Raw genomic sequence first — 24159 nt, 5'->3', positions numbered from 1 at the left:
GGCTAGGGGGTCCGCTTTATTTTTGCGGGCAAAGGCCGGCGCCTGCGAATTCGAACGATCAAAACAGGTACCCGCAGGGTCGCCCGCCGCCTTACCAGTCTTTCTCCGCGCCTTTGCGGCCGCTCGGCACGCGGCGGTTCTCCGCGAGACGGTTCAGCGCGTCGACATAAGCGCGTGCGCTCGCTTCGAGCACGTCCGTGCTGACGCCGCGGCCGCGAACTTCCGCTTCGCCCTGGCGCAGCGTGACGTGCACTTCGCCGAGCGCGTCCTTGCCGAGCGTGACCGCCTGGATCGAATAATCGACCAGCGTCACTTCTTCGCCGACGGCGCTGTCGATCGCGTTGTAGATCGAATCGACGGTGCCGTTGCCGCCCGACTCGGCCGTGCGGCTGTCTTCGCCGGCGACGGAAATCTTCACGGTCGCCGTCGGCGCCGCTTCCGTGGCGAACGAGAAGCTCAGCGACTCCAGGCCGTACAGCTCCGGCGCGTCCGGCAGGCGTTCTTCGAGCAGCGCCAGCAGGTCGTCGTCGGTGATTTCTTTCTTTTTGTCCGCCAGCTCTTTGAACTTGGCGAACGCTTCGTTCAGCTGCGCGTCTTCCAGCGCGTAGCCCATCTCAAGCAGCTGCTCGCGGAATGCGTGCCGGCCGGAGTGCTTGCCGAGCACGAGCTTGCTTTCTTTGAAGCCGACCGTCTCCGGCGACATGATCTCGTACGTCGTCTTCTCCTTGAGCATCCCGTCCTGATGGATGCCCGACTCGTGCGCGAACGCGTTCGCGCCGACGATCGCTTTGTTGCCCGGCACGTTCATGCCGGTGAGCTTGCTGACGAGCCGGCTCGTTCTGGCGATCTCATTCAGCGTCAGCCCGGTCTTCGCGCCGAAGTAATCGGCGCGGGTCTCCAGCGCCAGCGCGATCTCCTCGATGGCGGTATTGCCGGCCCGCTCGCCGATGCCGTTGATCGTCCCTTCGATCTGGTCGGCGCCGTTGAGGATCGCGGCCAGCGTGTTGGCCGTCGCCATGCCGAGGTCGTCGTGGCAGTGCGCGCTGAGCTGCACTTTCTCGATATCCGGCACGGTCTCTTTGAGGTGCTTGAAGATTGCGCCGTATTCGGCCGGGTTCAGATAGCCGACGGTATCCGGGATATTGACGACGTAAGCGCCTTCGCGCACGGCCATCGCAACCATTTCGGCGCGGAAATCCGGTTCGGTGCGTCCGGCGTCTTCAAGCGAGAATTCGATTTTGGAAAAGTATTTTTTGGCGTAGCGGATCGCGGACTGCGCCGCTTCCAGCACCTGATGCTTTTCCATTTTCAGCTTGTATTTGCGGTGGATCGGCGAAGTGGCGAGAAAAACGTGCAGGCACGGATCGGCCGCTCCTTTCAACGCTTCGCGCACCGCGTCGATATCGCCCTCGCGGGAACGGGACAGGCCGATTACGCTTGCGTTCTTGACCGCGCGGGCCACCGCGTTGACCGCGGCCAGATCGCCGGGCGACGCGGCGGGGAATCCCGCTTCCATCCGGTCGACGCCCAGCTTTTCAAGCTGATGGGCGATTTCGACTTTCTCTCGCGTATTCAGGTTGACGCCCGGCGACTGCTCGCCGTCGCGCAGCGTCGTATCGAAAATATAAATTTTCCGCACGGTTTACGCCTCCTCGTTTATTTTGGGGTTTGATGCGGAAAGGGGCCTCCCGGCGCCGCTTTCGATGCGGCCCGGAATAGCCCCGATTCCTTGGTTAAGAAAAACTTACTTTTTGATCCAGTGCATCATTTCGCGCAGCTGCGAGCCCACGACTTCGAGCTGGTGCTCGGATTCGTTGCGGCGGGTCGCGGTCAGGAACGCGCGTCCGGATTGGTTCTCCAGGATGAAGTCGCGGGCGAATTTACCCTGTTGGATATCCGTCAGCACTTCCTTCATCGCTTTCTTCGTGTCTTCGGTCACGATGCGAGGACCCGTGACGTAGTCGCCGTATTCGGCCGTGTTGCTGATGGAATCGCGCATGGTCGCCAGGCCGCCTTCATACATCAGGTCGACGATCAGCTTCAGCTCGTGCAGGCACTCGAAGTATGCCATTTCCGGCGCGTAACCGGCTTCGGTCAGCGTTTCGAATCCGGCTTTGACCAGCGCGCTCACGCCGCCGCACAGCACGGCTTGTTCGCCGAACAGGTCGGTTTCGGTTTCTTCGCGGAACGAAGTCTCGATAACCCCGGCGCGCGTACAGCCGATGCCTTTGGCGTAAGCCAGGCCGATCTCCTGCGCTTTGCCGGTCGCGTTCTGGTGGATCGCGATCAGGCCCGGTACGCCGAAGCCTTCTTCATACGTTCTGCGAACCATGTGGCCCGGCGATTTCGGAGCGACGAGCAGTACGTCGTTGCCTTCTTTGGCTACGATCTGGCCGAAGTGCACGTTGAAACCGTGCGCGAACAGCAGCGCCGCGTCGGCTTTGAGGTTCGGTTCGATTTCGCTTTTATACACGGAGGCTTGCGTTTCGTCCGGCATCAGAATCTGAACGATGTCCGCGCGCTTGGTCGCATCGGCAACCGACAGCACTTCGAAGCCGTCTTCTCTCGCTTTGTCCGCGGATTTGCCTTCGCGAAGTCCGACGACGACCTGCAGGCCGCTGTCGCGCAGATTCTGCGCATGGGCGTGGCCCTGGCTGCCGTAGCCGATAATCGCGATCGTTTTGCCTTGAAGTACGCTCAGGTCTGCATCATTTTCATAGTACGTGGTAACTGCCATTCTTATTTCCTCCTTTGTGTATAAAGCCTCAACCCTGCCCAAACAAGCGGGTAGTTCAGCGGAACCGGAAATTCTGCCGGCAACCGGACCGGTTCCGTTCAACTCCCCGCCCGTTCGGGCGGCTTTCCTCGAATACCGTGCGGCCGGAAAATGTCTTCGCAGGTTTTTCACGGCGCGCCGGTTTCGTATGTGGTTTGTTTTAAACGTTGCCCCGGACCATCGCGGTCACCCCGGTGCGTGACAGCTCGCGGATACCGTAAGGCGTCAGCAGCTCGATCATCGCATCGATCTTCTCGGTATCGCCGACCACCTGCACCATCAGGCTGTGCGTGCCGATATCGACGACGGCCGCGCGGAACGTCTCGACCAGGCCCATGATTTCCGGCCGCGCGGCCGGTTCGGATTTGACCTTGATCAAAGCCAGTTCCCGGCCGACCATCGGATTGGCGCTGAGGTCGACGACTTTGATGACATCGATAATCTTGTACAGCTGCTTCTCGATCTGCTCGATCGTTTTGTCGTCGCCGCTGGTTACGATCACCATCCGCGACAATCCCTGCTCTTCCGATTGCCCCACGGTAATGCTCTCGATGTTGAACCCCCGGCGCCCGAACAATCCGGACACCCGCTGCAGCACGCCCGGCTGGTCGTTCACCAGGATGGCGATGGTATGTTTGGTCTGCGTCGTATTCGTCATCGTTACTCGTCCCCCATCAGCATTTGATCCAGCGTCATGCCCTGCTGCACCATCGGATACACGTTCTCGCCTTTCTCGACCACAAAGTCGATGACGACCGGCCCCGGCGTATCCAGGGCTTCCTGCCAGACGGCGCGCGCTTCTTCCTTGTTGGTCGCCCGCAGGCCTTTGACGCCGTAGGCTTCCGCCAGTTTGACGAAGTCCGGGCTGCCGGCCAGGTCGATATGGCTGTAGCGGTTCTCGTAGATCAGCTCCTGCCACTGGCGCACCATGCCGAGCACCTGGTTGTTCAGGATCACGACTTTGACCGGAATATTGTTAATGGCGCAGATCGCGAGTTCCTGGGAACACATCTGCATGCCGCCGTCGCCGTTGATCGAAATGACCAGACGGTCCGGCTGCGCCATCTGCGCGCCGATCGCCGACGGAAGTCCGAAGCCCATCGTGCCCAGGCCGCCGGAAGTGATCCAGGAGCGCGGCTGGTTGAACTTGTAATACTGCGCCGCCCACATCTGGTGCTGGCCGACGTCCGTGGTCACGATCGCTTCGCCTTTGGTCGTCTCGTTCAGCAGCTCCACGACCCACTGCGGCTTGAGGCCGGTATCGGTATCGCCGTAATCGTCTTTATAGCGAAACGGCTTCTCCGCTTTCCATTGTTGAAGCTGCGAGCGCCATTCGTCCGCCGACTGCGCCGGTTTGACCGATTTGTTCAGCAGCTCCAGCACCGTCTTGACGTCGCCGACGATCGGAATATCGGTCTTGACGTTCTTGCCGATCTCCGCCGGGTCGATATCGATGTGCGCAATCTTCGCTTTCGGCGCGAAGCCGTTCAGTTTGCCTGTTACCCGGTCGTCGAACCGGGCCCCGATGCTGATGAGCAGATCCGATTCCTGAATCGCCATATTCGACGCGAACGTTCCGTGCATGCCCGGCATGCCGAGCCAGAGATCGTGACCGCTCGGGAATCCGCCGAGACCGAGCAGCGTGGTCGTGATCGGCACCTGCGTTTTCTCGACCAGTTCCAGCAGCGCTTCGTGCCCGCCGGAGTAAACGACGCCGCCGCCGGCCAGGATCAGCGGACGCTCCGCCTGCGAGATGGCTTCGGCCAGACGCTCCACCTGGAGTTTGTTCGGCGTCATGCGCGGGTTGTACCCTCTCAGCGCCACCGGCTCCGTATGCGGCTGGAACAGCGTCATCGCCGCCGATACGTCTTTCGGGATATCGATCAGTACCGGGCCTTTGCGGCCCGTGTTGGCGATATGGAACGCTTCGTGGATAATCCGCGGCAGTTCGTCGACGCTGCGGACCAGGTAGCTGTGCTTCGTGATCGGCAGCGTGATGCCGGTAATATCGGCTTCCTGGAAGGCGTCGGTTCCGATCAGCGTGGAAGCGACGTTGCCGGTGATGACGACGAGCGGCGTGGAATCCATGTAAGCCGTGGCAATCCCGGTGACCAGATTGGTCGCCCCCGGTCCGGATGTCGCGATACAGACGCCGACTTCCCCGGATGCCCGGGCGTAACCGTCGGCCGCGTGGATCGCGCCCTGTTCGTGCCGGGTCAGCAGATGGTGGAAATCTTCGAAGCCGTACATGGCGTCGTAGATATACAGCACCGCGCCTCCCGGATAACCGAACACGCATTTGACTCCTTCGAGCACCAGGCTGCGGAGCAGAATTTCGGAGCCCGTCAGCACTTCTTGTTTATCCACCCATTTTTCTTTCAATTCTTCCGTCGACTTTGCTTCTGGCATTTGCGCACTCATCGTTATTCCTCCTTCCAAAGATTACATCAATCTCACATCGCCGGTTTGCAAAAGGCCTCGAAACCGAATAACTTCCGTTCTTCGGCGAATCGTAATGCCTTGCGCGGGACTGCAACGAAAGCAAAAAACCTTCCGCCCCGCAAAGCAGAAATTCTGCTTCGAGGGACGAAAGGTTGTTATTCCTCACGTGGTACCACCCAGATTTGCCGGCATCTCGCGATGCTCGACCTCAAGCGGGTAAGAAATCGCGGCTGCGACTTCAAACGCGCGGTTCGTAACGTGAACCTCACGATTCCCCCTAATAACCGAGTAAACTTCCGCAGATACAAACCGGAATTTCATTCGCTTTTCAGGAAAACAGCTCCGAGGTGAGCTCGTATATAAGGGATTTTGGCGGTGGATTCCAGCGTACTGCTCTCCCCGCTCTCTGGTCAAAAGGGCCCTTAAAACTTCGTCCTCTTCATAGCCGATCAATTATTCAAACTGCGTCGTGCTGAATGTTAGGGTTATTATATGACTTAAGTTTTGATGAAGTCAACACCTATTTTCAACAAAAATAAAAATCCGGCGCGTAAAATGCGTCAGGGACGCACACTTTGTCCGTGCCAAAAAGACAAAAAAACCGCTTCGCCCGCTCGAAAAAAGCAGCGGAGAAGCGGTTTTGGGAAGTTGGGAACAGATCTGCTCCGGCCTGGCAAAGACCCGGTGGAAAAGCCGGTTTCGTTCTTCGCTCAGCGCTTGCCGGGATCGTACGCTTCGCCCAGAGCGGCCGGAGCGCGGGATTTGCCGATCGCCACGACAAGGACGAGAATCGTCAGCACATACGGCAGCATGAGGATAAAATCCTGCGGAATGCTCGCCGACCAGGCGAACAGCTGCACATAGTTGCGGATCGCCTGCGAAAAGCCGAAGAACACAGCCGCCCCGAACACGCCGAGCGGATTCCATTTGCCGAAGATCATCGCCGCGATGGCGATAAAGCCCTGGCCGGAGATCGTCGTATGCGAGAACAGGCTGGTCGTTGTCAGCGTAACCGTCGCGCCGCCCAAACCGGCCAGCGCGCCGCTCAGCATGACGCCGATATAGCGCATACGCTTGACGTTGATGCCCATCGTGTCCGCCGCGCTGGGATGTTCGCCGACCGAGCGCAGACGCAGCCCGAATTTCGTTTTATACATGACATAGTACACCACGGCAACCAGAATGATCGCCACGTAAGTCGTCGGGTAGGAGTTGATGATTCCGACGCCCAGAATCGGTCCGATCACCGGAATGCCGGCGAACCACTCCCAGTTGACTTTGCTGAACGTCTCAAGCAGCAGCGGCGTTTCGCCGGCGCCGTCGAACAGCAGCTTGACCAGATACAGCGTAATGCCGGTCGCCAGAAAGTTGATGACGACGCCGCTGATCGTCTGATCGGCTTTGAACGTAATCGTCGCCACGGCGTGAATCAGCGAGCCCAGCACGCCGACGATCAGTCCGGTCAGCAGTCCGACCCAGGGCGAAGCTCCGCCCATGCCGGCTTCTTCCGCAAAGTGCGTACCGACGGCCGCGGCGAAAGCGCCGAACACCATCAGGCCTTCGATGCCGATATTGACGATACCCGAACGTTCCGAGAATACGCCGCCGAGCGCGGCGAAGATCAGCGCGGTCGAGAATACGAGCGTCGTATTGATCAAATTGCCAAGTGTCAGAAGATCTACCATCTACAACACCTTCTCTTTCTTGCGCTTACCGTAGAACGGTTTGATAACGAAGCGCACGATTCCCTGAGCCGCGATAAAGAAAATGATCGAGCCGATCACGATCTGGATAATTTCCGGCGGCACGCCCGCTTCGAAGCTCATTCCTCCGGAGCCGTAGGACAGCGTACCGAACAAAGCCGCGCCCGCCATAACGCCGAACGGATGGTTCATACCGAGCAGCGCGACCGCAATGCCGTTGAAGCCGTAGCCCGGCGACGCCGAGTAGATCGCCTGATAATGGAATACGCCCAGCACTTCGAACGCGCCGGCAAGACCCGCGAACACGCCGCTGATAAACATCGCTTTCACGATATTCCTCCCGACGTTAATACCCGCGTAATGAGCCGCGTCGGCATTGCTGCCGACCGCGCGCAGTTCGAAGCCCTGTTTGGTTTTCCACAGGAAGTAATAGAAGAAGACCGCGGCCAGGAACGCGACCGGGATTCCCCAGTGAACGCGCGCGTTGTTCATCGCCGACGACAGCCAGTCGATCGAAGCCGACGCCGACGCGGGAATGTTTTCCGAGCGCTGATCGCCTTTGAGCAGCAGGAAAGTGCGCACGATATAGTTGCTGAGGAACAGGGCGATCCAGTTCAGCATGATCGTGGTGATGACTTCGTTGACTCCGCGCTTGGCTTTGAGGAAGCCGGCGATGCCCGCCCACACGCCGCCGAACAGCGCGCCGAAGATCACGGCCAGGATCATGTGCAGGCCGGTCGGAATGCCGGGAAGCGTGATCGCGATAATCGAAGCGCCGGTCATGCCCATCAGCACCTGTCCTTCCGCGCCGATATTGAACATGCCCGCGCGGAAAGCGAATGCGACGGCAAGGCCGGTCAACAGCAGCGGCGCCGTTTCCCGCAGCATCTCGCCGATGCCGTACGCGCTGCCGAATACGCGCGTAACCAGCGCGGCGTAAGCTTCGATAGGATTGTAGCCGCCCACCAGCATCACGACGGCGCCGAGCAGCAGGCCCAGTACGATCGCCGCAAGCGAAACGATAAAGGAATCGCTGACGAACCACTTCAGGATCTTATTTGCTTGATTCATGCATATGTCCTCCCTGCTTGCTGCCGGCCATCATCAAGCCGAGTTCCTGGTCGTTCGTTTCTTCCGGACGCACTTCGCCGATGACTTTGCCTTCGTATACGACGACGATCCGGTCGGACACGTTCAAGATTTCGTCCAGCTCGAACGAAACGAGCAGAACGGCTTTGCCCTGGTCGCGCTGCTGAATCAGCTGCGACTGCACGAATTCGATCGCGCCCACGTCGAGCCCCCGCGTCGGCTGAGCGGCGATCAGGAAGTCGGGATTTTTGTTGATTTCGCGCGCGATAATCGCTTTCTGCTGATTGCCGCCCGACAGCGAGCGCGCTTTGGTCTGGATGCTCGGCGTGCGCACGTCGAAGCTGCTGACCAAGCGGGAAGCCAGCTCGTTGATCGCGCGGAAGTTCAGGAAGCCCCGCTTGGTATACGGCTCTTTGTAATAGCTTTCCAGCACCATATTCTCGCTGACGGAGAAATCGAGCACCAGTCCATGCTTGTGCCGGTCTTCGGGAATATGGCCGACGCCCGCTTCGAAGATCTTGCGCGGAGTCTGGCCGCCGATTTCCCGGCCGCCGAGCTTGATCGAACCGGAGTCGATCTTGCGCAGTCCCGACAGCGCTTCGATCAGCTCGGTCTGTCCGTTGCCGTCCACGCCGGCCACGCCTACGATCTCGCCGCGCCGCACATCGAAAGTCATGCCGTCCAGCATCGCGATACCGTCTTTGTTTTTGACCGTTACGCCGCTGATTTCGACGACTTTTTCGCCGGGCGCCGCCGGCTTCTTGTCGACTTTGAACGATACGTTGCGGCCGACCATTTTCTCCGCCAGTTCGAACGGGCTGGTCTCGGCGGTTTTGACCGTATCGATCACTTTGCCGCGGCGGATGATCGTGACCGTATCGGATACGGACATGATTTCTTTCAGTTTATGGGTAATCAGAATAATCGATTTGCCTTCGGCTACCAGCCGGCGCATAATTTCGATCAGTTCCAATATTTCCTGCGGAGTCAATACGGCGGTCGGCTCGTCGAAGATGAGAATATTCGCGCCGCGGTAAAGCGTTTTGAGAATCTCGACACGCTGCTGCATGCCGACGGATATATCTTCGATCCGGGCATTCGGGTTGATATGGAATCCGTACTGATCGGACAGCTTTTTGACTTTTTCCGAAGCGGTCTTGTAATCGATTTGCCCGCCGGCTTTGGACGGTTCCATACCCAGAATAATATTCTCGGTCACGGTAAAAGGCTGGACCAGCTTAAAATGCTGGTGCACCATTCCGATTCCCAATTCGTTGGCTTTGTTCGGACTATCGATCGCCACGGGCGCGCCGTTGATCTCGATATGCCCTTCGTCCGGCTGGTACAGGCCGAACAGGATGTTCATCAGCGTCGATTTACCGGCGCCGTTCTCACCGAGCAGGGCATGGATCTCGCCCTTGTGCAGCTTGATACTGATCGAATCGTTGGCGACGATTCCGGGGAAACGCTTTGTAATTTGCTTTAACTCGACAACAGGAGTTTCCGCAGCCATAGGATCACCCTTTATCCTTTCGTAATGGGAATTGGCGCTAAACGTAACGACAAGGCCGGTTCAAGGAACCGGCCTTGTCACAAATATTATATCGTGCCCAGCGATTATTCTACAGTAGGAACCTTGATTTCGCCGCTGACAATTTTCGCTTTGTAATCTTCGACTTTGTCGAGTACGTCCTGCGGAACGTTGGCCTTCGAAGTGTCGGCGATGCCCACGCCGTCGTCTTTGAGGCTCAAAGTCGTCGTTTGTCCGCCTTTGAACGTTCCGTCCACAACCTGCTCGGAAACCGTTTTGATCGCAACGTCTACGCGTTTGATCATGGAAGTCAGCGTAACGTCGTTGCCGAACTCCAGCGATTGGTCTTTGTCGACGCCGATAACCCATACTTTTTTGCCTGTTTTGAAACGGTCCAGCGCTTCGTTGAATACGCCCGTGCCCGTACCGCCGGCAGCCTGGAACACGATGTCCGCGCCGCTGTCGTACAGGGTAGCCGCAGCCGCTTTGCCTTCATCCGGCTTGTCGAATCCGCTCGCGTAGATCGGAGTGAATTTAGCGTCCGGATTGACCGCTTCGATACCGGCTTTGAAGCCGACTTCGAACTTCTGGATCGTCGGTACTTCCATGCCGCCCACAAATCCGATTTTATTGGTTTTCGTTGTCAGACCCGCAACAACGCCCACCAGGAACGCGCCTTCGTTTTCCGCGAACAGAACCGATTCGACGTTCGGAGCGTCGACCGCGCCGTCGATGATGGCAAGTTTCGCGTCCGGGTTTTGACCGGCTACTTTTTGGACCGCTTCCGCCAGTGCGAAGCCGATGCCCCAAGTCAGGTCGTATCCGCCTTTAATGAATTCGTTCAGGTTCGGCTCGTAATCCGCATTGCTTTTGCTTTGCAGGTACTTGATATCTCCGACTTTTCCGTCCTTTTTCAAAGCTTCGAGCGCTTCCCACGAGGTCTGGTTGAACGATTTGTCGTTCACGCCGCCGGTGTCGGTAACCATACCGACTTTGACGCCGCCGGCGCTATTCTTGTTGCCGCAAGCAGCCAGGACGAGCGAGAAAGCCAGCAGCATGAAAAGCGAGAGTTTTACAGCTTTTTTCATTATGGATAGTTCCCCCTTAGGATCTTTCCCGCAGGCACGAGCGCTTGACGTTTTGGACATGCGCTGACTGACATCGGAAGCGTCTCCGCCGCAGGTTTGCTTTCGCTTTTCAGATTATACATTCAGCTTGAAACAAAATCTACTATATAAAATGATTTTCCCGAATAAAATTCGTATTTTTTGAATTGCAACCGCTTAACTTCGCCATATATAACATGTGCTGTGACTTAATAACGAACAATCGCTTTTTTCGTTTAAGGAAATGTCGGGAAAACGCTTTAAAGCGATAAACAAAAGCCGTGCATAAACTTCCTCCAATTGGCAAAAAAAGTCCCTTGTTTCGAACGGCACGCCGTTTAACAAGGGACTTTGCTGCGCTTAATTCAATTAAGCGTTGATTTTTTCTTTTGCCGCGGATGCCAGCGAGTTGAACGCGTTCAGATCGTTCACAGCCAGATCGGCCAGCATTTTGCGGTTCACGTCGATACCCGCCAGTTTCAGGCCGTGCATCAGCTTGCTGTAGGACAGGCCGCTTTGGCGCGCTGCCGCATTGATACGTACGATCCACAGTTTGCGGAAGTTGCGTTTCGTTTGACGACGGTCGCGGTAAGCGTAGAGCATCGATTTGTTGACCTGCTCTTTTGCCGTTTTAAAAATGCGGTGTTTGGAACCGAAATAACCTTTTGCCAGCTTCAGTACTTTCTTATGACGACGACGCGTTACGAATCCGCCCTTCACTCTTGCCATATCTAAAGACCTCCCAGTCGATTATGTGTTAAAACTATTTGAGTTGCTTGAGTCCTTGTGCCAGACGTCTAACGTCGCCCGGAGCCATCAGATGATCGGCTTTCAGGTTGCGCTTGGCGCGTTTGGATTTGTGCGAGAGCAGGTGGTTTTTGTGCGAGCTGTAGCGCGTCACTTTACCGGTACCCGTGATTTTGAAACGGCCTTTCAAACTGCTGTGTGTTTTCATTTTAGGCATTGTACTTTCCCCCTATTGGTTTTTCGGAGCCAAAATCATAATCATGCTGCGGCCTTCAAGCTTCGGCTGACGGTCGACAGCGGAAATTTCCGCCACTTCGTTCCGTACCCGTTCCAGCACTTTTTGGCCCAGCGAAGCGTGTGTAATCTCCCGGCCGCGGAAACGCACGGAGCATTTCACTTTGTCGCCGGCTTCGAGGAACTTGATTACATTGCGCAATTTCGTATTGTAGTCGTGCTCTTCGATGTTGGCGCTGAAGCGGACTTCTTTGAGCTCGACGATCTTCTGATTTTTGCGCGCTTCTTTGTCTTTCTTTTGCTGCTCGTAACGGAACTTGCCATAATCCATGATGCGGCAAACCGGCGGTTTCGCTTGCGGAGCCATGTTTACCAGATCCAGGTTCAAGTCCATCGCCATTTGAAGAGCTTCCCGAATCGGCTTGATCCCGATCTGTTCGCCTTCTGCGCCTACCAGGCGTACTTCGCGCGCCCGGATTTCGTCATTGATCATATGGTCCTTACTAATAACTGTCCACCTCCAAATCGAGTTCATTGCAAGGGCATTTGCCCAAAATAAAAGGGATACGGACAGACAGTCCGCATCCCGGTGATCTTCAATCTTCATGAGAAAAAATCTTCATAAACGATCGGATCGGGAACCAGCCAGCTTTTTGCCGGACAGGTGAGAAGCGGAGCTTCTGCTTTTGAATCCTAATTGTTAAACAGCACTCTTACAACTTTAACAGAAAAGCGGCGAGCTGTAAATACTTTTTCGAAAAAAAGTTTTACGGCCCACCGCTCTGCATATTGGCTTACCCCTGCTTGCTGTGCACTTCTTCCAGACGCACGACCCGGGTATGCTTCGTATGGCTCCACTGTTTGTTGTTCTGCGTGAAGAACGCGTAGAACGTAATCGGGAACCAGGAAAGCATGTAGATCGGGAAAAGCAGCATATAAGCGTATACTTTCCACGATTTCACTTTTTCCAGGATCATGGCGACGAAGAAGATGGCCACCTGCGCCAGGATCGCCGATGCGGCAACCCACAGAGGCATATAGTCGTATACGGTCATGATATGCGGTCCGTTGAACAGCGCGATGTCTCCGTAAAGGACCACCGTCAGCAGCAGCGTCAGCAGCACGATGTATACGTTGACCGCGTACAGCGCCAGGTCGAACTTAATCAGGCTGCGGTCCTTGATGCTCTGCCAGAGCAGAGGGAAAAAGTATTTCCGCGCGACGGTGAAGTGGCCCTGCATCCAGCGCAGGCGCTGTACGGAAGAAGCTTTGAACGTCAGCGGCTTCTCGTCGAAGATCTTCGCATGGTAATTGAATTTCGGATACACGCCGCGTTTGACGCAGCGCATCGTGAACTCCAGATCTTCCACAAGGCTCGTCGCGCCCCAGCCCATTTCCTTGAGCAGGCTGTTGTCGAAGCACATGCCCGTGCCGCCGAGGAAGTTGGCCATGTTCAGGTTGTGGCGGGACAGCTGCCACAGACGGTTGATATACCAGTACGAAATCCCGTAAGCGGCCGTAACCCAGGAATCGTTCGGGTTCTTCGTGTCGATATAACCCTGGATGACTTTCGCGCCGCGGCACAGATCGTCGTTCATGCCGATCAGGAAATCCGGATGCGCCAGATTGTCGGCGTCCAACATGACGATGCCGTCGTACTCGCGGTCCAGCTTCCAGAGTTCTTCGAGCATCCACTCGATCGCGTAGCCTTTGCCGCGCAGATTCGGGTTGACGCGGACGCAGGCGTTCCAGCCGTGCTCGCGTACGATGTCCGCCGTCTTGTCCGTGCAGTTATCGCAGATGACGAACACGTCGTACAGTTCTCTCGGATAGCGCAGATGCTTCATGTTTTCCATCAGAGCGCCGATAACCTGCTCTTCGTTGTGCGCGGCGACCAGAATGGCGAACGACTTTTGCGGATCGAACGACGGTTGCCTTTTTTTCTTGTACAGTCCGAACAGCGCAAAGCCGAACTGATACACTCCGATAACGGCCAGCAGCGCCTGGAGCGTGATGAATATTGCTTGCAGCATGGTTGGTTTGACCCCCTTTTGTTTGACCCCTATGCACACAGAACGGTTTGTTTTTGTTTTTCTGTGTCTTCGATTTTTAAGATTGGACGACCTCGAATGACCTTTTTGTATGGTGGCGCGAATCGTTCTTTACGATTCTGGACATTTTGCGGGCATTTGTCAAAACGCTGAAAAGGCCGTGCGCAGCAAAAAAAGAAGTCCTGAGCTTCAAATTCGCCGCGGCTTCCCGCTAATTCGCTTGCGCAGCTTCGATTTATTGCTTTTATCGCCGCTTTGCGCCGCTTTCGCCCTTTCTTAAGCTCCGGTCTTCTGCCTTATACCCTCCTTTTGCCCTGCCGCCTTCTTAAATAAACGCGCCAACGCTGATAAAAGTTGGGCAAATTCGGTTAATTTTTTTTAACCCTATTATAATTGCCTTGAATCATTGTATAATTCGGGGTTGATAGAGTCAAAAGCGCCAGAAAGAGATAAACACGTACGGGCCCTTGCTTTCCCGCTTGATCGAAAGTTCGGCAAACCCGTATGATATGGAGTGCCCGAAAGCCGCTTCGACCGCCTGCTCGACCGGGCCGGCGAAGCACGGCTTCAGACGCCCGGGCTCTTATCCGGAGGGATGTTATGCGTAGCTTGCTGACTAGACTGGCCCTGCTGGACCAGCGTATCTTCAAATGGGTCAACGGACGTCTGCACCACCGCGTCGCCAGTATCGTGGTTTATTACCTGACCCATCTGGGCGGCGCGACGTTCACGATCACGACGACGGTGCTCGTATCCTGGCTCGCTCCCGCTCCGTGGAATTCTGCGGCCCTGCACTCGCTCGTCGCGCTGGCCGTGAGCCACGTGCCGGTCGCGATCGCCAAGAAGCTGTATCCGCGCGTGCGGCCGCACCTGGCCCTGCCGGAAACGAACACGTTCCGCAATCCGCTCGTCGACCATTCGTTCCCGTCGGGACACACCACGGCGATCTTCTCGGTGACGATGCCGATCATGATTCTGATTCCGTGGACCGCGGCGTTTCTGATTCCCGTCGCCTTAATTGTAGGAACTTCGCGGATGTACCTGGGACTGCACTATCCGTCCGATGTGCTCGCGGGCGCCGTTATCGGCTCGCTGACCGCCTGGCTGACGGTTGCATTATGGCCTTAAAGCGGCTATCGTAGATTTGTATGCAGCCTGCGGCGGCTCGGCCCGGTCCCGGCCGGCGCGCCAGGCGAAAAGAAAAACGGGGACCGCGCCTTCCGGCTCGCGACCGGCGGCGGCCCCTCCCGAAAAAAGGTGACGAAAATCGTGTCCAAATACAGAGTGTTGATCCTGTCGGAGGGCTTCGGCGCCGGACATACGCGGGCCGCTTACGCCCTGTCCGGCAGTCTCCGCAAGCTTTCTCCCCACGTCCGGACCAGAGTGCTCGAACTCGGGAGCTTCCTCAATCCCAAAGTCGCGCCGCTGTTCATCAACGCTTACAAGAAAACGGTCGTCACGCAGCCGCGTTTTGTGCGCATGATGTACAAGCAGCAGTACAAGAAATCGCTCAATCGCCTGACGACGCTTGCGCTGCACCGGATCTTCTACGCCCATGCGCGCGAAGTGATCGAGCAGCTCCGGCCCGATCTGGTCGTCTGCACGCATCCGATTCCGAGCGCCGTGATCTCGCGGCTGAAGCGGCTGGGATTGCGCGTTCCGCTGTGCACGGTGATTACCGATTACGACGCGCACGGCACCTGGATCAGTTCCGGCGTCGACCATTACCTCGTTTCGACCGAAGAGGTCAAAAGTAAAGTGATGCTGCGCGGCATTTCGCCTTTTCGCATCGACGTCACCGGCATCCCGGTCCACCCGAGCTTCTGGGATCATCCCGTCAAAGCGGGAATTTTGCAGGAGATGGGGCTCAAGGATATGCCGACGGTGCTCGTGATGAGCGGCGGCTGGGGACTGATGAACGGCGACGTGCTCAATCCGTTCCTCACCCGCTGGCGGCAGGACGTGCAGCTGATCTTCTGCGTCGGCAGCAACGAAAAAGGCATGCGCAAGCTGAAGCGGGACCCCAGATTCCAGCACGAGAACGTGCATGTGATCGGGTACACCAGCGAGATCGACAAACTGATGGAAGCGGCCGACCTGCTGATTACGAAGCCGGGCGGCATGACCTGCACCGAGGGACTCGCCAAAGCGATCCCGATGCTGTTCCACAATCCGCTGCCCGGACAGGAAGAAGAAAACTGCGTGTATTTCACAAGCAAAGGCTGGGGCGAACGTCTTTCGTCGCTTGAAGTGGTCGGCAAATGGATGTCGAGGCTGACCGACGAAAAACAGTACGCCGAACTTGCCCGTAAACGCGCCGAAAGCCGCTCGAACATCGAGAAGCTGCGGCCGATGCACAGCGCAAGGCGGATTATCGAAATTCTGGAAACAAATAAAGTGCCTTTCTGAGCGAACTCGGAAAGGCACTTTATTTGTTTGTGACCCCGATCGTGCCGGGCGATTATTCTTCCGTTTCGTCCGCGTCCCCGCCGGCCGAAGCCGCGGCCCGCTCGTCCGACGAAATGCGGTAAGGCTCCATTCGAGTCTCCTCGTAGCGTTCGAGCGCTTTCTCCCCGATCACCACTTCGCAGCGATGGATATTCATGCCTTTGCCCATGAATTTATGCTCGTATTCCGTCATGACGTGTTCTTCGTTGATGCCGTCGCGGTGCAGATTCAGGCTGATATTGGTCATCTGAAGACCCGAATCCGCGAACGAATTCAGCGAAAATTCGAACAGCGTCTCCGAATCGGTTTTGAAATGGATCTGGCCGTTCGCATTCAGCACGCGCTTGTACATATCCAGAAAGCGCGGATGCGTCAATCTGCGGCGGGCATGCTTTTTCTTCGGCCACGGGTCGCTGAAATTGAGGTAAATCCGTTCCAGCTCTCCCGGCGCGAAAATATCTTCCAGCTTCTCGACGTTGGCGCGCGCAAGCATCAGGCTCGGCGGCGTTTCGTGTCCCTGTTCGGCCCAGGCGTCCCGCGCTTTCTCGCTGGCCCGGCGCACCAGTTCGTCGTACATATCCACCCCGATAAAGTTCGCTTCCGGGTTTCGCACGCTCGTGCCGCTGATAAAGCGTCCTTTGCCCATTCCGAGCTCCACATAAATCGGACGGTCGTTGCCGAACAATTCGGCCCAGCGTCCCTTATACTGTTCCGGTTCGAGCACAACCAGTTCCGGCTGCGCTTCCAGGTTCTCCCGGATTCCTTTTCTTCCGCGTAAACGCATGTCATTCCTCCGCTGTCAAAATCTCGGCTCGGCTGCGACCGGATTCGCGCCGGTCCGGCATACTGCCGCTCCTTGACGATCCGCTCGGCCGCCGTCCTGCTGCATACGCGCATCCGTCCGGGCGAGCCTCCGCCTTATTGTGCCCAAGTTCCCGCGAAAAGTAAAGTATAGAGGCGCTGCGGACACGGCAAAAATTTTCCGATCGGCCCGGCGGCGGATCAACGCGCAAAAAAGAAGCTCCCCTTCGAAGGGGAGCTTCCTGTGCGGCCCGCCGGATCGATCATCCGGGGAAGCCGCGATCTATGCCGGGGAACATTCAGTCCGGTTAAGCGAAAGTGCGCAAAAGCGCCCTGGTCTCGTTTACTCCGTGCGATCCGCGGCAAAATTAAATGTCTTTTCAAATGCGGTGCGAATTTTCTTGCGGGCGCCCACTTCGATATCGTGACCGTCGCGGAAGCGTACGCCTGTCAATGCCAGGGCTTCTTCGCGAGTCAGTTCGACCGAAATTTTCTCCTCGGAACGGTTCGCTGCAAATTGAGTCGTCATTCTCAATCACCTCTTCGATTCTATAGATTAATCGGCGTGCTCGGGGAAGCTTGGAGAGCGCTACCATTGCCGGTGCACCGCCGTTTTCCCTCTATCCGATTTCAAGATAAATATAACACATTCATGTAAGATATATCAAGCACAAAATTTAATTTTTTTAGCAATCTTTTTGACGTTTCAAAATTCCTTTTACAAGATTACCCTGTTCACGCCGGCTTGCATTTGCTAGAATTAAGGATTGACTGAATACGAAAGATCGACCGGCTGTGTTCCGAACGCTTTGCGGACGCGCGGGCCGGTCTTCCATACGAAATCCGTGTTTTCCCATCGAAAGGAGCTCGACCTATGTCTTCCTATACCGCTTCCCCGGAAACGCCTTTGCTCTGGAGCGGCAAGCGATTCCACACCTGGAATACCGAAATGCACGATCAATTCGGCGAAAAAGTGTTTAAAGTCATGCTCGACGCCGGCTTCAGCTGCCCCAACCGCGACGGCTCGATCGCCAAAGGCGGCTGCACGTTCTGCAGCGCACGGGGCTCGGGCGATTTCGCCGGCAGCCGCCGCGACGATCTCGTGACCCAGTTCAACAATATCCGCGACCGGCAGCATATCAAATGGCCGAACGCGCAGTATATCGGTTATTTCCAGGCTTATACGAATACGTACGCCCCGCTGGAAACGCTGCGCGAATATTACGAAGAAATCCTCAAACAGCCCGGCGTGGTCGGACTTGCAATCGCCACGCGGCCGGACTGCCTGCCGGACGATGTGGTCGATTATCTGGCCGAGCTGAACGAGCGCACGTATCTGTGGGTCGAAATGGGTCTGCAAACGATTCACGAATCGACGTCCACGCTGATCAACCGCGCGCACGACACCGCCTGCTACGAAGAAGCGGTCGCCAGGCTGCGCGCCCGCGGCATCCGGGTCTGCGCGCATATCATCTACGGCCTGCCGCAGGAAACGCACGAAATGATGCTGGACACCGGCCGCGCCGTGGCGAATATGGATGTGCAGGGCATCAAGATCCACCTGCTCCACCTGATGCGCAAAACGCCGATGGTCAAGCAGTACGAAGCGGGCCTGCTGCGCTTCCTCGAACGCGACGAGTATATCAAGCTGATTGTGGATACGCTGGAGATCCTCCCGCCCGAAATGATCGTGCACCGGCTGACCGGCGACGCGCCGCGCGACCTGCTGGTCGGCCCGATGTGGAGTCTGAAGAAATGGGAAGTGCTGAACGGCATCGACGCCGAGCTGGAGAACCGCCGCGCCTGGCAGGGCAAGTACTGGAGGGGCTGAGGCGCAGATGGGATTCGTATCGGTATTGAACTTTGCGCAGCAGCTGATCCAAAAGCGCCTGCAGCCGGGCGAGATCGCGATCGACGCCACGGTCGGCACCGGCGCGGACACCCTGTTCCTCGCCCGCCTGGCCGGAGCGCGCGGCCGGGTGTACGGGTTCGATATCCAGCAGGCCGCGCTGGACCGGACGCGGGAGCGGCTGGAGCGGGCCGGCGAAAGCGGCGGGCGCGATAGCCGCGTTGAAAGCGCGGCAGGTGAAGGCGAGGGCGGCGGCGGTAAAAACGCCGAGTTCAAAGCGGGCGAGAGCGAGGCCTTTGAAAGCGGAGCCGGCAAAAGCGGAGCCGCCGAAAGCAATGCGGACGCGCGAGCAAGCGGCAAAGCCGAAGCTTATTTGGGCGCGGCGCGCCGGGGCGAAGCCGGTTCCGCAAAGCGGAAGCTGCACGCCCGGGAAGCGGGCGCGCGGCTCGCTTCCGTGGAGCTGCTGCTGCGCAGCCACGCCGAGATGGCGGAGGCGCTGCCGGCGGAGCATCGCGGCCGGGTCGGGGCCGCGATGTTCAACCTCGGCTATCTGCCGGGAGCCGAGGATCTCGGCGTGATGACGGCTCCGGCGTCGACGCTGCCCGCGCTTGAAGCCGCGCTGTCGCTGCTTCGGCCCAAAGGCATCCTGACCGCGGTGCTGTACCCCGGCCATGAAGGGGGAGGCGCCGAGGCGCTCGCGGTCGAGCGCTGGGCGGGCGCACTTCCCGTGTCGGAGGCGCGGGTGATTCTATACCGCCAGCCGCAGCGGCCGGAAGCGCCGTATCTGCTGGCGGTGGAGAAGGTTTAAGCGATTCAGGCAGGCGGTAACGGCCGCCCTGGCGAATAAGCGGCTTCAAAAAAGGTTAGAGCCGCTTTTCTTTGCTGCTTGAAGCAGTCGTAGTTCTTTATTCTTGCTTCAAATCGCTTTTTGACCGATTGAGGAGTGGAATGTTGCGAGAATGCATCATTTTCGCTCGAATTCGGCTTAAAATCCGGAAATGTTGCGAATGTGCATTATTTTCGCCGAATATCGGCCGTTAACTCGATAAATCGAGAAATTTGATGCACCTGTGCAACATTTCCCGTTTTTGTGCTGCTCCCGGCGTTGAATGATGCACTTATGCAACATTGAACGCCGGGAAAGGATAGTTTGATCGGGAATGCTGGAGTCCGCGGCCGAAGCTGCGGTCGAACCGGCAGCAGGAACCCCTAGTCCTGCAATCCGCAAATCAAACCAAATCGAAAAACCGGAAGCGCGGCCTCGGTCTGCCGCTTCCGGTTTTTCGCGTTTTTTCAATCGGACGCCCGCAAAAACGGGCATACATCGAATAGAAGCCTTTGGCAAAAATAAAAGTCATCGTAAAGGAGGAACAGCCTTTATGCGCAGCCGCTTTACGCTCGCCGGCGCGGGCGTACAGCCTGAACCCTCAAAACCGGGTTCCATGCCCGAGCGTTCCGCAGGCAAACGACTATGTAACGATCGGATGTACGATTCCGCACATAAACCGCGCAAAAAAACCGGCTTTCCCACTGCGGGGAAAACCGGTTTTTCGATTTTTCACTTCTGCTCTTATTCGCGCTATCCGGGCCTCAGTTATCGTAGTCCTCGTAATAAGCGAACATCCCCGCGTCGTCCTCGGGCGGAGCTTCCATATCGTAATAGCTCTCGTCCGACCCGCCGCCGCTTCCGCCGGCGTCCCCTTCCCGGTTCTGGAAAAACTCCAGGAACGGACGCCCGTATTTGCGGTATTTCACTTCGCCCACGCCTTTGATGCGCAGCATCTCGAACTCCGTTCTCGGCTTGTGGATGCTCATCTCGCTCAGCGTCGCGTCGTTGAAAATGATATACGAAGGCACATGCTCTTTCTCCGCCAGCTCGCGCCGGATCAGCCGCAGCTGTTCGAAGATGGTCACTTCGACCGCCGACAGCTTCTCGTCCGCGCGCGGACGGCTGCTGCGCGATCCGCTCGAAGCGGCGAACGACGCTTTGCGCGCTTCGCGCTGATGCACCTGCCGGCCGCCTTTGAGCACCTCGCTTGCGAGCGGGCGCAGCTTCAAGACCGGATACTGCCCTTCGGTCAGCTCCAGATACCCTTCAGAAGCGAGCACGTTAATCATATCGACGATTTCTTTTTCCGTTTTGCCGTTCATCATGCCGTACGTCGAAAGCTGGTCGAATTTGTATTGAAGCACTTTTTTGTTGCGCGATCCTTTGAGCACGCCCGCCACCATCGAAGCGCCGAAACGCTCTCTCATCCGGTAGATACAGGAGAAGATTTTTTGCGCATCCACGGTGATATCGATAATCTCGCGGTCGTCCCGGCAGGAGCTGCACGTGCCGCACGGCTCGTCGCTGTGTTCTTCGCCGAAATAATCGAGCTGCGCGCTGCGCAAACATCTCGTCGTGTAACAGTAATCAACCATCTGCTGCAGTTTGCGATACTCGTTGTGCCGCCGTTCTTCTTCCTGCCCGTTTTGCTCGATCAGGAATTTCTGCACCACGATGTCCTGGGCGCTGAACAGCAGGATGCACTCGCTCGGCTCGCCGTCCCGGCCCGCGCGGCCCGCTTCCTGCACGTACGCTTCCATATTTTTGGGCATATTGTAATGGATGACGTAGCGCACGTTCGATTTGTCGATCCCCATCCCGAACGCGTTGGTCGCCACCATCACCCGCACGTCGTCGTACAGAAACGCTTCCTGCGCGCTTTCTCTTTCTTCGTCGCTCATGCCCGCGTGATAGCGGCCGGCAGCCATGCCCTGCATCGACAGTTTCGAATAGAGGTCGTCCACTTCTTTGCGCGTCGAGGCGTATACGATCCCCGCTTCGCTTGCGTGACTTTTGGCGTAATCGAAAATGTATTCTTTCTTGCTCTCGCCGCGCAGCACGGAAAACGCCAGGTTGTCGCGGCCAAGTCCGGTAACGAACGTATTGGCTTCCTGGAGGTGCAGCAGCGTCACGATATCGTCCATGACCTGCGGCGTCGCCGTCGCGGTAAACGCGGCCACGGTCGGGCGCTGCGGCAGAGAATCGACGAACGGCGCGACCGCGAGATAACTCGTCCGGAAATCGTGCCCCCACTGCGACACGCAGTGCGCTTCGTCAACCGCCACGCAGTCGATGCGCAGATTCGCCATCTCGCCGCGGAACCAGTCCAGCTCCAGACGCTCCGGCGCGACATACAGCAGCTTCAGTTCGCCGCGCTGCGCGGCGCGAATCCGGTCGTTGACCTCGCGTCCGCTCAGCGTACTGTTGATGTAAGCGGCCGCGATCCCGTTGGTCACGAGCGCGTCCACCTGGTCTTTCATCAAGGAAATCAGCGGGGACACGACCAGCGTCAGCCCGTCCATCATCAGCGCGGGAATCTGGTAGCAGATCGATTTACCGCCGCCCGTCGGCATGATGCCCAGCGTATCGCTGCGCGTCAGCAGACTTTCGACGATCTTTTTCTGGCCTTCCCGGAAGTCGGGGTAGCCGTAGTATTTCTGCAGCAGTTCGCCCGCCTGTTCCATCAACTGCGTTTCTTCAATAGCCATTATGCAAAACTCCTTAAAGGGAATGCCGCCGCGGCATTCCCCGTGTATTCGCTGTTCATCCAGGCACCCGGCGGGAAGTCCGTGCTTTTCTTCGCTTCGGAAACTTCGGCTGGTACCTTGTCAACGCTAAAGGTAAGGTTACGCTCCCTTGAGCTTCGTACCTGACCCGTGTACGAAGTCTCCGACGGAATCGCACCTAAAGCGTGTGCCGTTCAGGCGAACGTAAACCTCCGATTAAGAGCTGACAAGATAATAGGATGCGTTCTTTCTATATTTTACCGGGCTTTGACGGATCGGGCAACCGCGAAAGGCGAACAAATATTCTTTTATTTCGCAAAACGCACACAGCCGTCAAAAAAGCTCGAATCGGATCGAGCAGCCGCACGGCCTTTTTCGCCGCCGCGGCGCTGCGGTTCTCCTGGCCTTTTGACGCCCGCTCTGGTATAGTGGATTCGGCGAATCTCCGCTTTTTCCAGCGGAGCGGCGCAGCATATTTCCGCACGGAACGGCTGCGCCGAAACGAGCGTTTCCGGTCTGTTCGTCCCAAAATCTTTTTTTACAAGAATGGAGTCCATCAAATTATGGCTTATACCAATAAACGCCCGGGCGGCAAAAAGCGTCCTCCGAGCGCCCGTACCGACCGTTCCTACGCCGCCCGCGCCGAAGCGCGCCGCGTCAAGACCGAAGCGCAGGAACGCAGCTTTACGATTACGCAGCCGGCGGAACTGCTGCCGTTCCTGCTGGAGCATCTGCCCAGCATGGGCCGCAATTCCGTGAAGTCCGTGCTTTCGCACGGACAGGTGCGGGTGGACGGCGTGCCGGTGACGCGCCACAACCATGAACTGAAGCCCGGCCAGACGGTCGTCGTGGGCAAAGAGCGCGCCAAGCCCAAGCTGTCGCTGACCGGCCTGCGCATTCTGCACGAAGACGAAGACGTGATCGTGGTGCGCAAAGAATCCGGCCTGCTGTCCATGTCTTCTTCGCGCGACGAAGAAAACACGGTCTACCGCCAGCTCATGGGCCATATCCGCCTGAACGATCCGAACGGCCGCCTGTTTGCGCTGCAGCTGCTGGAGAAGGACGCGTCCGGCGTGATGCTGCTGGCCAAGACCGAAGCGGCGCAAACCGCGCTGCACGAACAGTGGAGCGAAGGTGCGGCGAAGCAGGTGTATACCGTGCTCGTCGAAGGAAAAATAAAAAAAGCGGAAGACAAAATCGAATCGTGGCTGCACGAAACGAAGACGCTTAAAATGTACGCCAGCCGCAAACCGGGCGACGGTCTGCACGCCGTGCTGCGTTACAAGCTCGTACGCGCGGCCAGCCAGGTGTCGCTGCTCGACGTCACGCTGGAAACCAACCGCAAAAACCAGCTCCGCGCGCAGTTCGAAGACATCGGACACCCGGTCGTGGGCGACAAAAAGTACGGCTCGACCCTGCGCGTGCTCGGCCGCCTCGGCCTGCATGTGCGCGAGCTGACGTTCGTCCATCCGACGAGCGGCAAGAAAATGACGTTCGAAACGGAAGTGCCGAAGAATTTCCTGGCGCCGTTTAAAGAAAACGATTAGGGGATGTTTGACAACTCCGAAGGCATGCCGGAGCACATCAAGTTGAGTTTTCAAACACGCCCTGACCTTGATCGTAAGCGCCGGGAAGTTATACGCTTGCTTATACTGCTTAAAAGTCAACGCAGCCGTCAAGTTAAACGCTGAGTTCGGAGTTACGTTGATGAATAAGCAATGTAAAAGCCGTTTCGAAGTGAAAATAGGTTTCAACGGCGCTGTACGTGGCATAAAAAGCAACGTAGTCTGCCGGAAATGGCCTTTAGCCGTTCTACGTTGTCGAAAA

General features: G+C 57.3%; 20 protein-coding genes and 1 pseudogene. 6 read left to right on the top strand and 15 right to left on the bottom strand.

The genetic code is table 11. From position 1 onward, the window contains the following. Positions 1-91: 91 nt before the first annotated feature. From QWJ34_RS03090 to QWJ34_RS03035, 12 genes are all read right to left on the bottom strand, one after another. Positions 92-1639, bottom strand: a complete 1548-nt coding sequence (locus QWJ34_RS03090) for a 2-isopropylmalate synthase (protein WP_302725572.1) — start codon at positions 1637-1639, stop codon at positions 92-94. Between the two features lie 105 nt (positions 1640-1744). Further along, positions 1745-2737 (bottom strand): ketol-acid reductoisomerase, encoded by a 993-nt coding sequence (ilvC, locus tag QWJ34_RS03085; protein WP_302725571.1) that lies wholly within the window; start codon positions 2735-2737, stop codon positions 1745-1747. 199 nt (positions 2738-2936) lie between these two features. After that, entirely contained in the window at positions 2937-3434 is a 498-nt protein-coding gene (ilvN, locus tag QWJ34_RS03080; protein ID WP_302725570.1) for an acetolactate synthase small subunit, read from the bottom strand. 2 nt (positions 3435-3436) lie between these two features. Continuing rightward, positions 3437-5197 carry a biosynthetic-type acetolactate synthase large subunit gene (gene ilvB / locus QWJ34_RS03075; RefSeq protein ID WP_302725569.1) on the bottom strand — a complete coding sequence of 587 codons (1761 nt, stop codon included), beginning with the start codon at positions 5195-5197 and terminating at the stop codon, positions 3437-3439. A gap of 731 nt (positions 5198-5928) precedes the next feature. Beyond that, positions 5929-6903, bottom strand: coding sequence for an ABC transporter permease (locus QWJ34_RS03070; RefSeq protein WP_302725568.1), 975 nt, complete (start codon positions 6901-6903; stop codon positions 5929-5931). Continuing rightward, positions 6904-7992, bottom strand: coding sequence for an ABC transporter permease (locus QWJ34_RS03065; RefSeq protein ID WP_302725567.1), 1089 nt, complete (start codon positions 7990-7992; stop codon positions 6904-6906). Continuing rightward, on the bottom strand, positions 7976-9523 hold the full coding sequence (locus QWJ34_RS03060; RefSeq protein WP_302725566.1) for an ABC transporter ATP-binding protein: 1548 nt from the start codon (positions 9521-9523) through the stop codon (positions 7976-7978). Before QWJ34_RS03060 ends, QWJ34_RS03065 begins: the two co-directional genes overlap by 17 nt. Before the next feature lie 104 nt (positions 9524-9627). Beyond that, the gene (locus QWJ34_RS03055; RefSeq protein WP_302725565.1) at positions 9628-10629 is read right to left on the bottom strand and encodes a BMP family lipoprotein; all 1002 of its coding nucleotides are present in this window, start codon (positions 10627-10629) and stop codon (positions 9628-9630) included. 387 nt (positions 10630-11016) lie between these two features. Further along, positions 11017-11376 carry a 50S ribosomal protein L20 gene (rplT, locus tag QWJ34_RS03050; protein WP_302725563.1) on the bottom strand — a complete coding sequence of 120 codons (360 nt, stop codon included), beginning with the start codon at positions 11374-11376 and terminating at the stop codon, positions 11017-11019. A gap of 34 nt (positions 11377-11410) precedes the next feature. Next, entirely contained in the window at positions 11411-11611 is a 201-nt protein-coding gene (rpmI, locus tag QWJ34_RS03045) for a 50S ribosomal protein L35 (RefSeq protein ID WP_087799971.1), read from the bottom strand. A gap of 12 nt (positions 11612-11623) precedes the next feature. Then, on the bottom strand, positions 11624-12121 hold the full coding sequence (gene infC, locus QWJ34_RS03040) for a translation initiation factor IF-3 (RefSeq protein ID WP_302725562.1): 498 nt from the start codon (positions 12119-12121) through the stop codon (positions 11624-11626). A 301-nt stretch (positions 12122-12422) separates the two neighbouring features. Beyond that, positions 12423-13661 (bottom strand): glycosyltransferase family 2 protein, encoded by a 1239-nt coding sequence (locus tag QWJ34_RS03035; RefSeq protein WP_302725561.1) that lies wholly within the window; start codon positions 13659-13661, stop codon positions 12423-12425. Positions 13662-14279: 618 nt separating this feature from the next. On the opposite strand from QWJ34_RS03035, the gene QWJ34_RS03030 reads away from it, so the two are divergent. After that, the gene (locus QWJ34_RS03030; protein ID WP_302725560.1) at positions 14280-14807 is read left to right on the top strand and encodes a phosphatase PAP2 family protein; all 528 of its coding nucleotides are present in this window, start codon (positions 14280-14282) and stop codon (positions 14805-14807) included. A 141-nt stretch (positions 14808-14948) separates the two neighbouring features. Next, entirely contained in the window at positions 14949-16088 is a 1140-nt protein-coding gene (locus QWJ34_RS03025) for an MGDG synthase family glycosyltransferase (protein WP_302725559.1), read from the top strand. Positions 16089-16140: 52 nt separating this feature from the next. Here the strand turns inward: QWJ34_RS03025 and trmB are convergent, their stop codons facing one another. Together trmB and QWJ34_RS03015 are read right to left on the bottom strand one after the other, a co-directional pair. Continuing rightward, complete coding sequence (gene trmB, locus QWJ34_RS03020) at positions 16141-16911, bottom strand: tRNA (guanosine(46)-N7)-methyltransferase TrmB (protein ID WP_302725558.1); 771 nt, start codon at positions 16909-16911, stop codon at positions 16141-16143. 360 nt (positions 16912-17271) lie between these two features. After that, the gene (locus tag QWJ34_RS03015; RefSeq protein WP_302725557.1) at positions 17272-17457 is read right to left on the bottom strand and encodes a hypothetical protein; all 186 of its coding nucleotides are present in this window, start codon (positions 17455-17457) and stop codon (positions 17272-17274) included. A gap of 345 nt (positions 17458-17802) precedes the next feature. Between QWJ34_RS03015 and mnmL the strand changes: the two genes are divergently transcribed. The 3 genes and pseudogenes from mnmL (at position 17803) to QWJ34_RS03000 (ending at position 19585) form a co-directional block, all read left to right on the top strand. Next, positions 17803-18759 (top strand): tRNA modification radical SAM protein MnmL/YtqA, encoded by a 957-nt coding sequence (mnmL, locus tag QWJ34_RS03010; protein WP_302725556.1) that lies wholly within the window; start codon positions 17803-17805, stop codon positions 18757-18759. A gap of 7 nt (positions 18760-18766) precedes the next feature. Then, positions 18767-18964: pseudogene (locus tag QWJ34_RS03005) on the top strand (SAM-dependent methyltransferase); the annotation flags it as partial. Positions 18965-19150: 186 nt separating this feature from the next. Then, a complete protein-coding gene (locus tag QWJ34_RS03000; protein WP_302725839.1) occupies positions 19151-19585 on the top strand; it encodes a tRNA (mnm(5)s(2)U34)-methyltransferase in 435 nt (144 codons plus the stop codon). Between the two features lie 782 nt (positions 19586-20367). Here the strand turns inward: QWJ34_RS03000 and recQ are convergent. Beyond that, positions 20368-22314 carry a DNA helicase RecQ gene (gene recQ, locus QWJ34_RS02995; protein ID WP_302725555.1) on the bottom strand — a complete coding sequence of 649 codons (1947 nt, stop codon included), beginning with the start codon at positions 22312-22314 and terminating at the stop codon, positions 20368-20370. A gap of 581 nt (positions 22315-22895) precedes the next feature. Here recQ and QWJ34_RS02990 point away from each other — a divergent pair. After that, complete coding sequence (locus tag QWJ34_RS02990; RefSeq protein ID WP_302725554.1) at positions 22896-23879, top strand: RluA family pseudouridine synthase; 984 nt, start codon at positions 22896-22898, stop codon at positions 23877-23879. Positions 23880-24159 lie beyond the last annotated feature (280 nt).

Source organism: Saccharibacillus sp. CPCC 101409, assembly GCF_030518235.1.
Lineage (GTDB): Bacteria > Bacillota > Bacilli > Paenibacillales > Paenibacillaceae > Saccharibacillus.
This window is presented reverse-complemented; position numbering and strand designations above follow the sequence as displayed.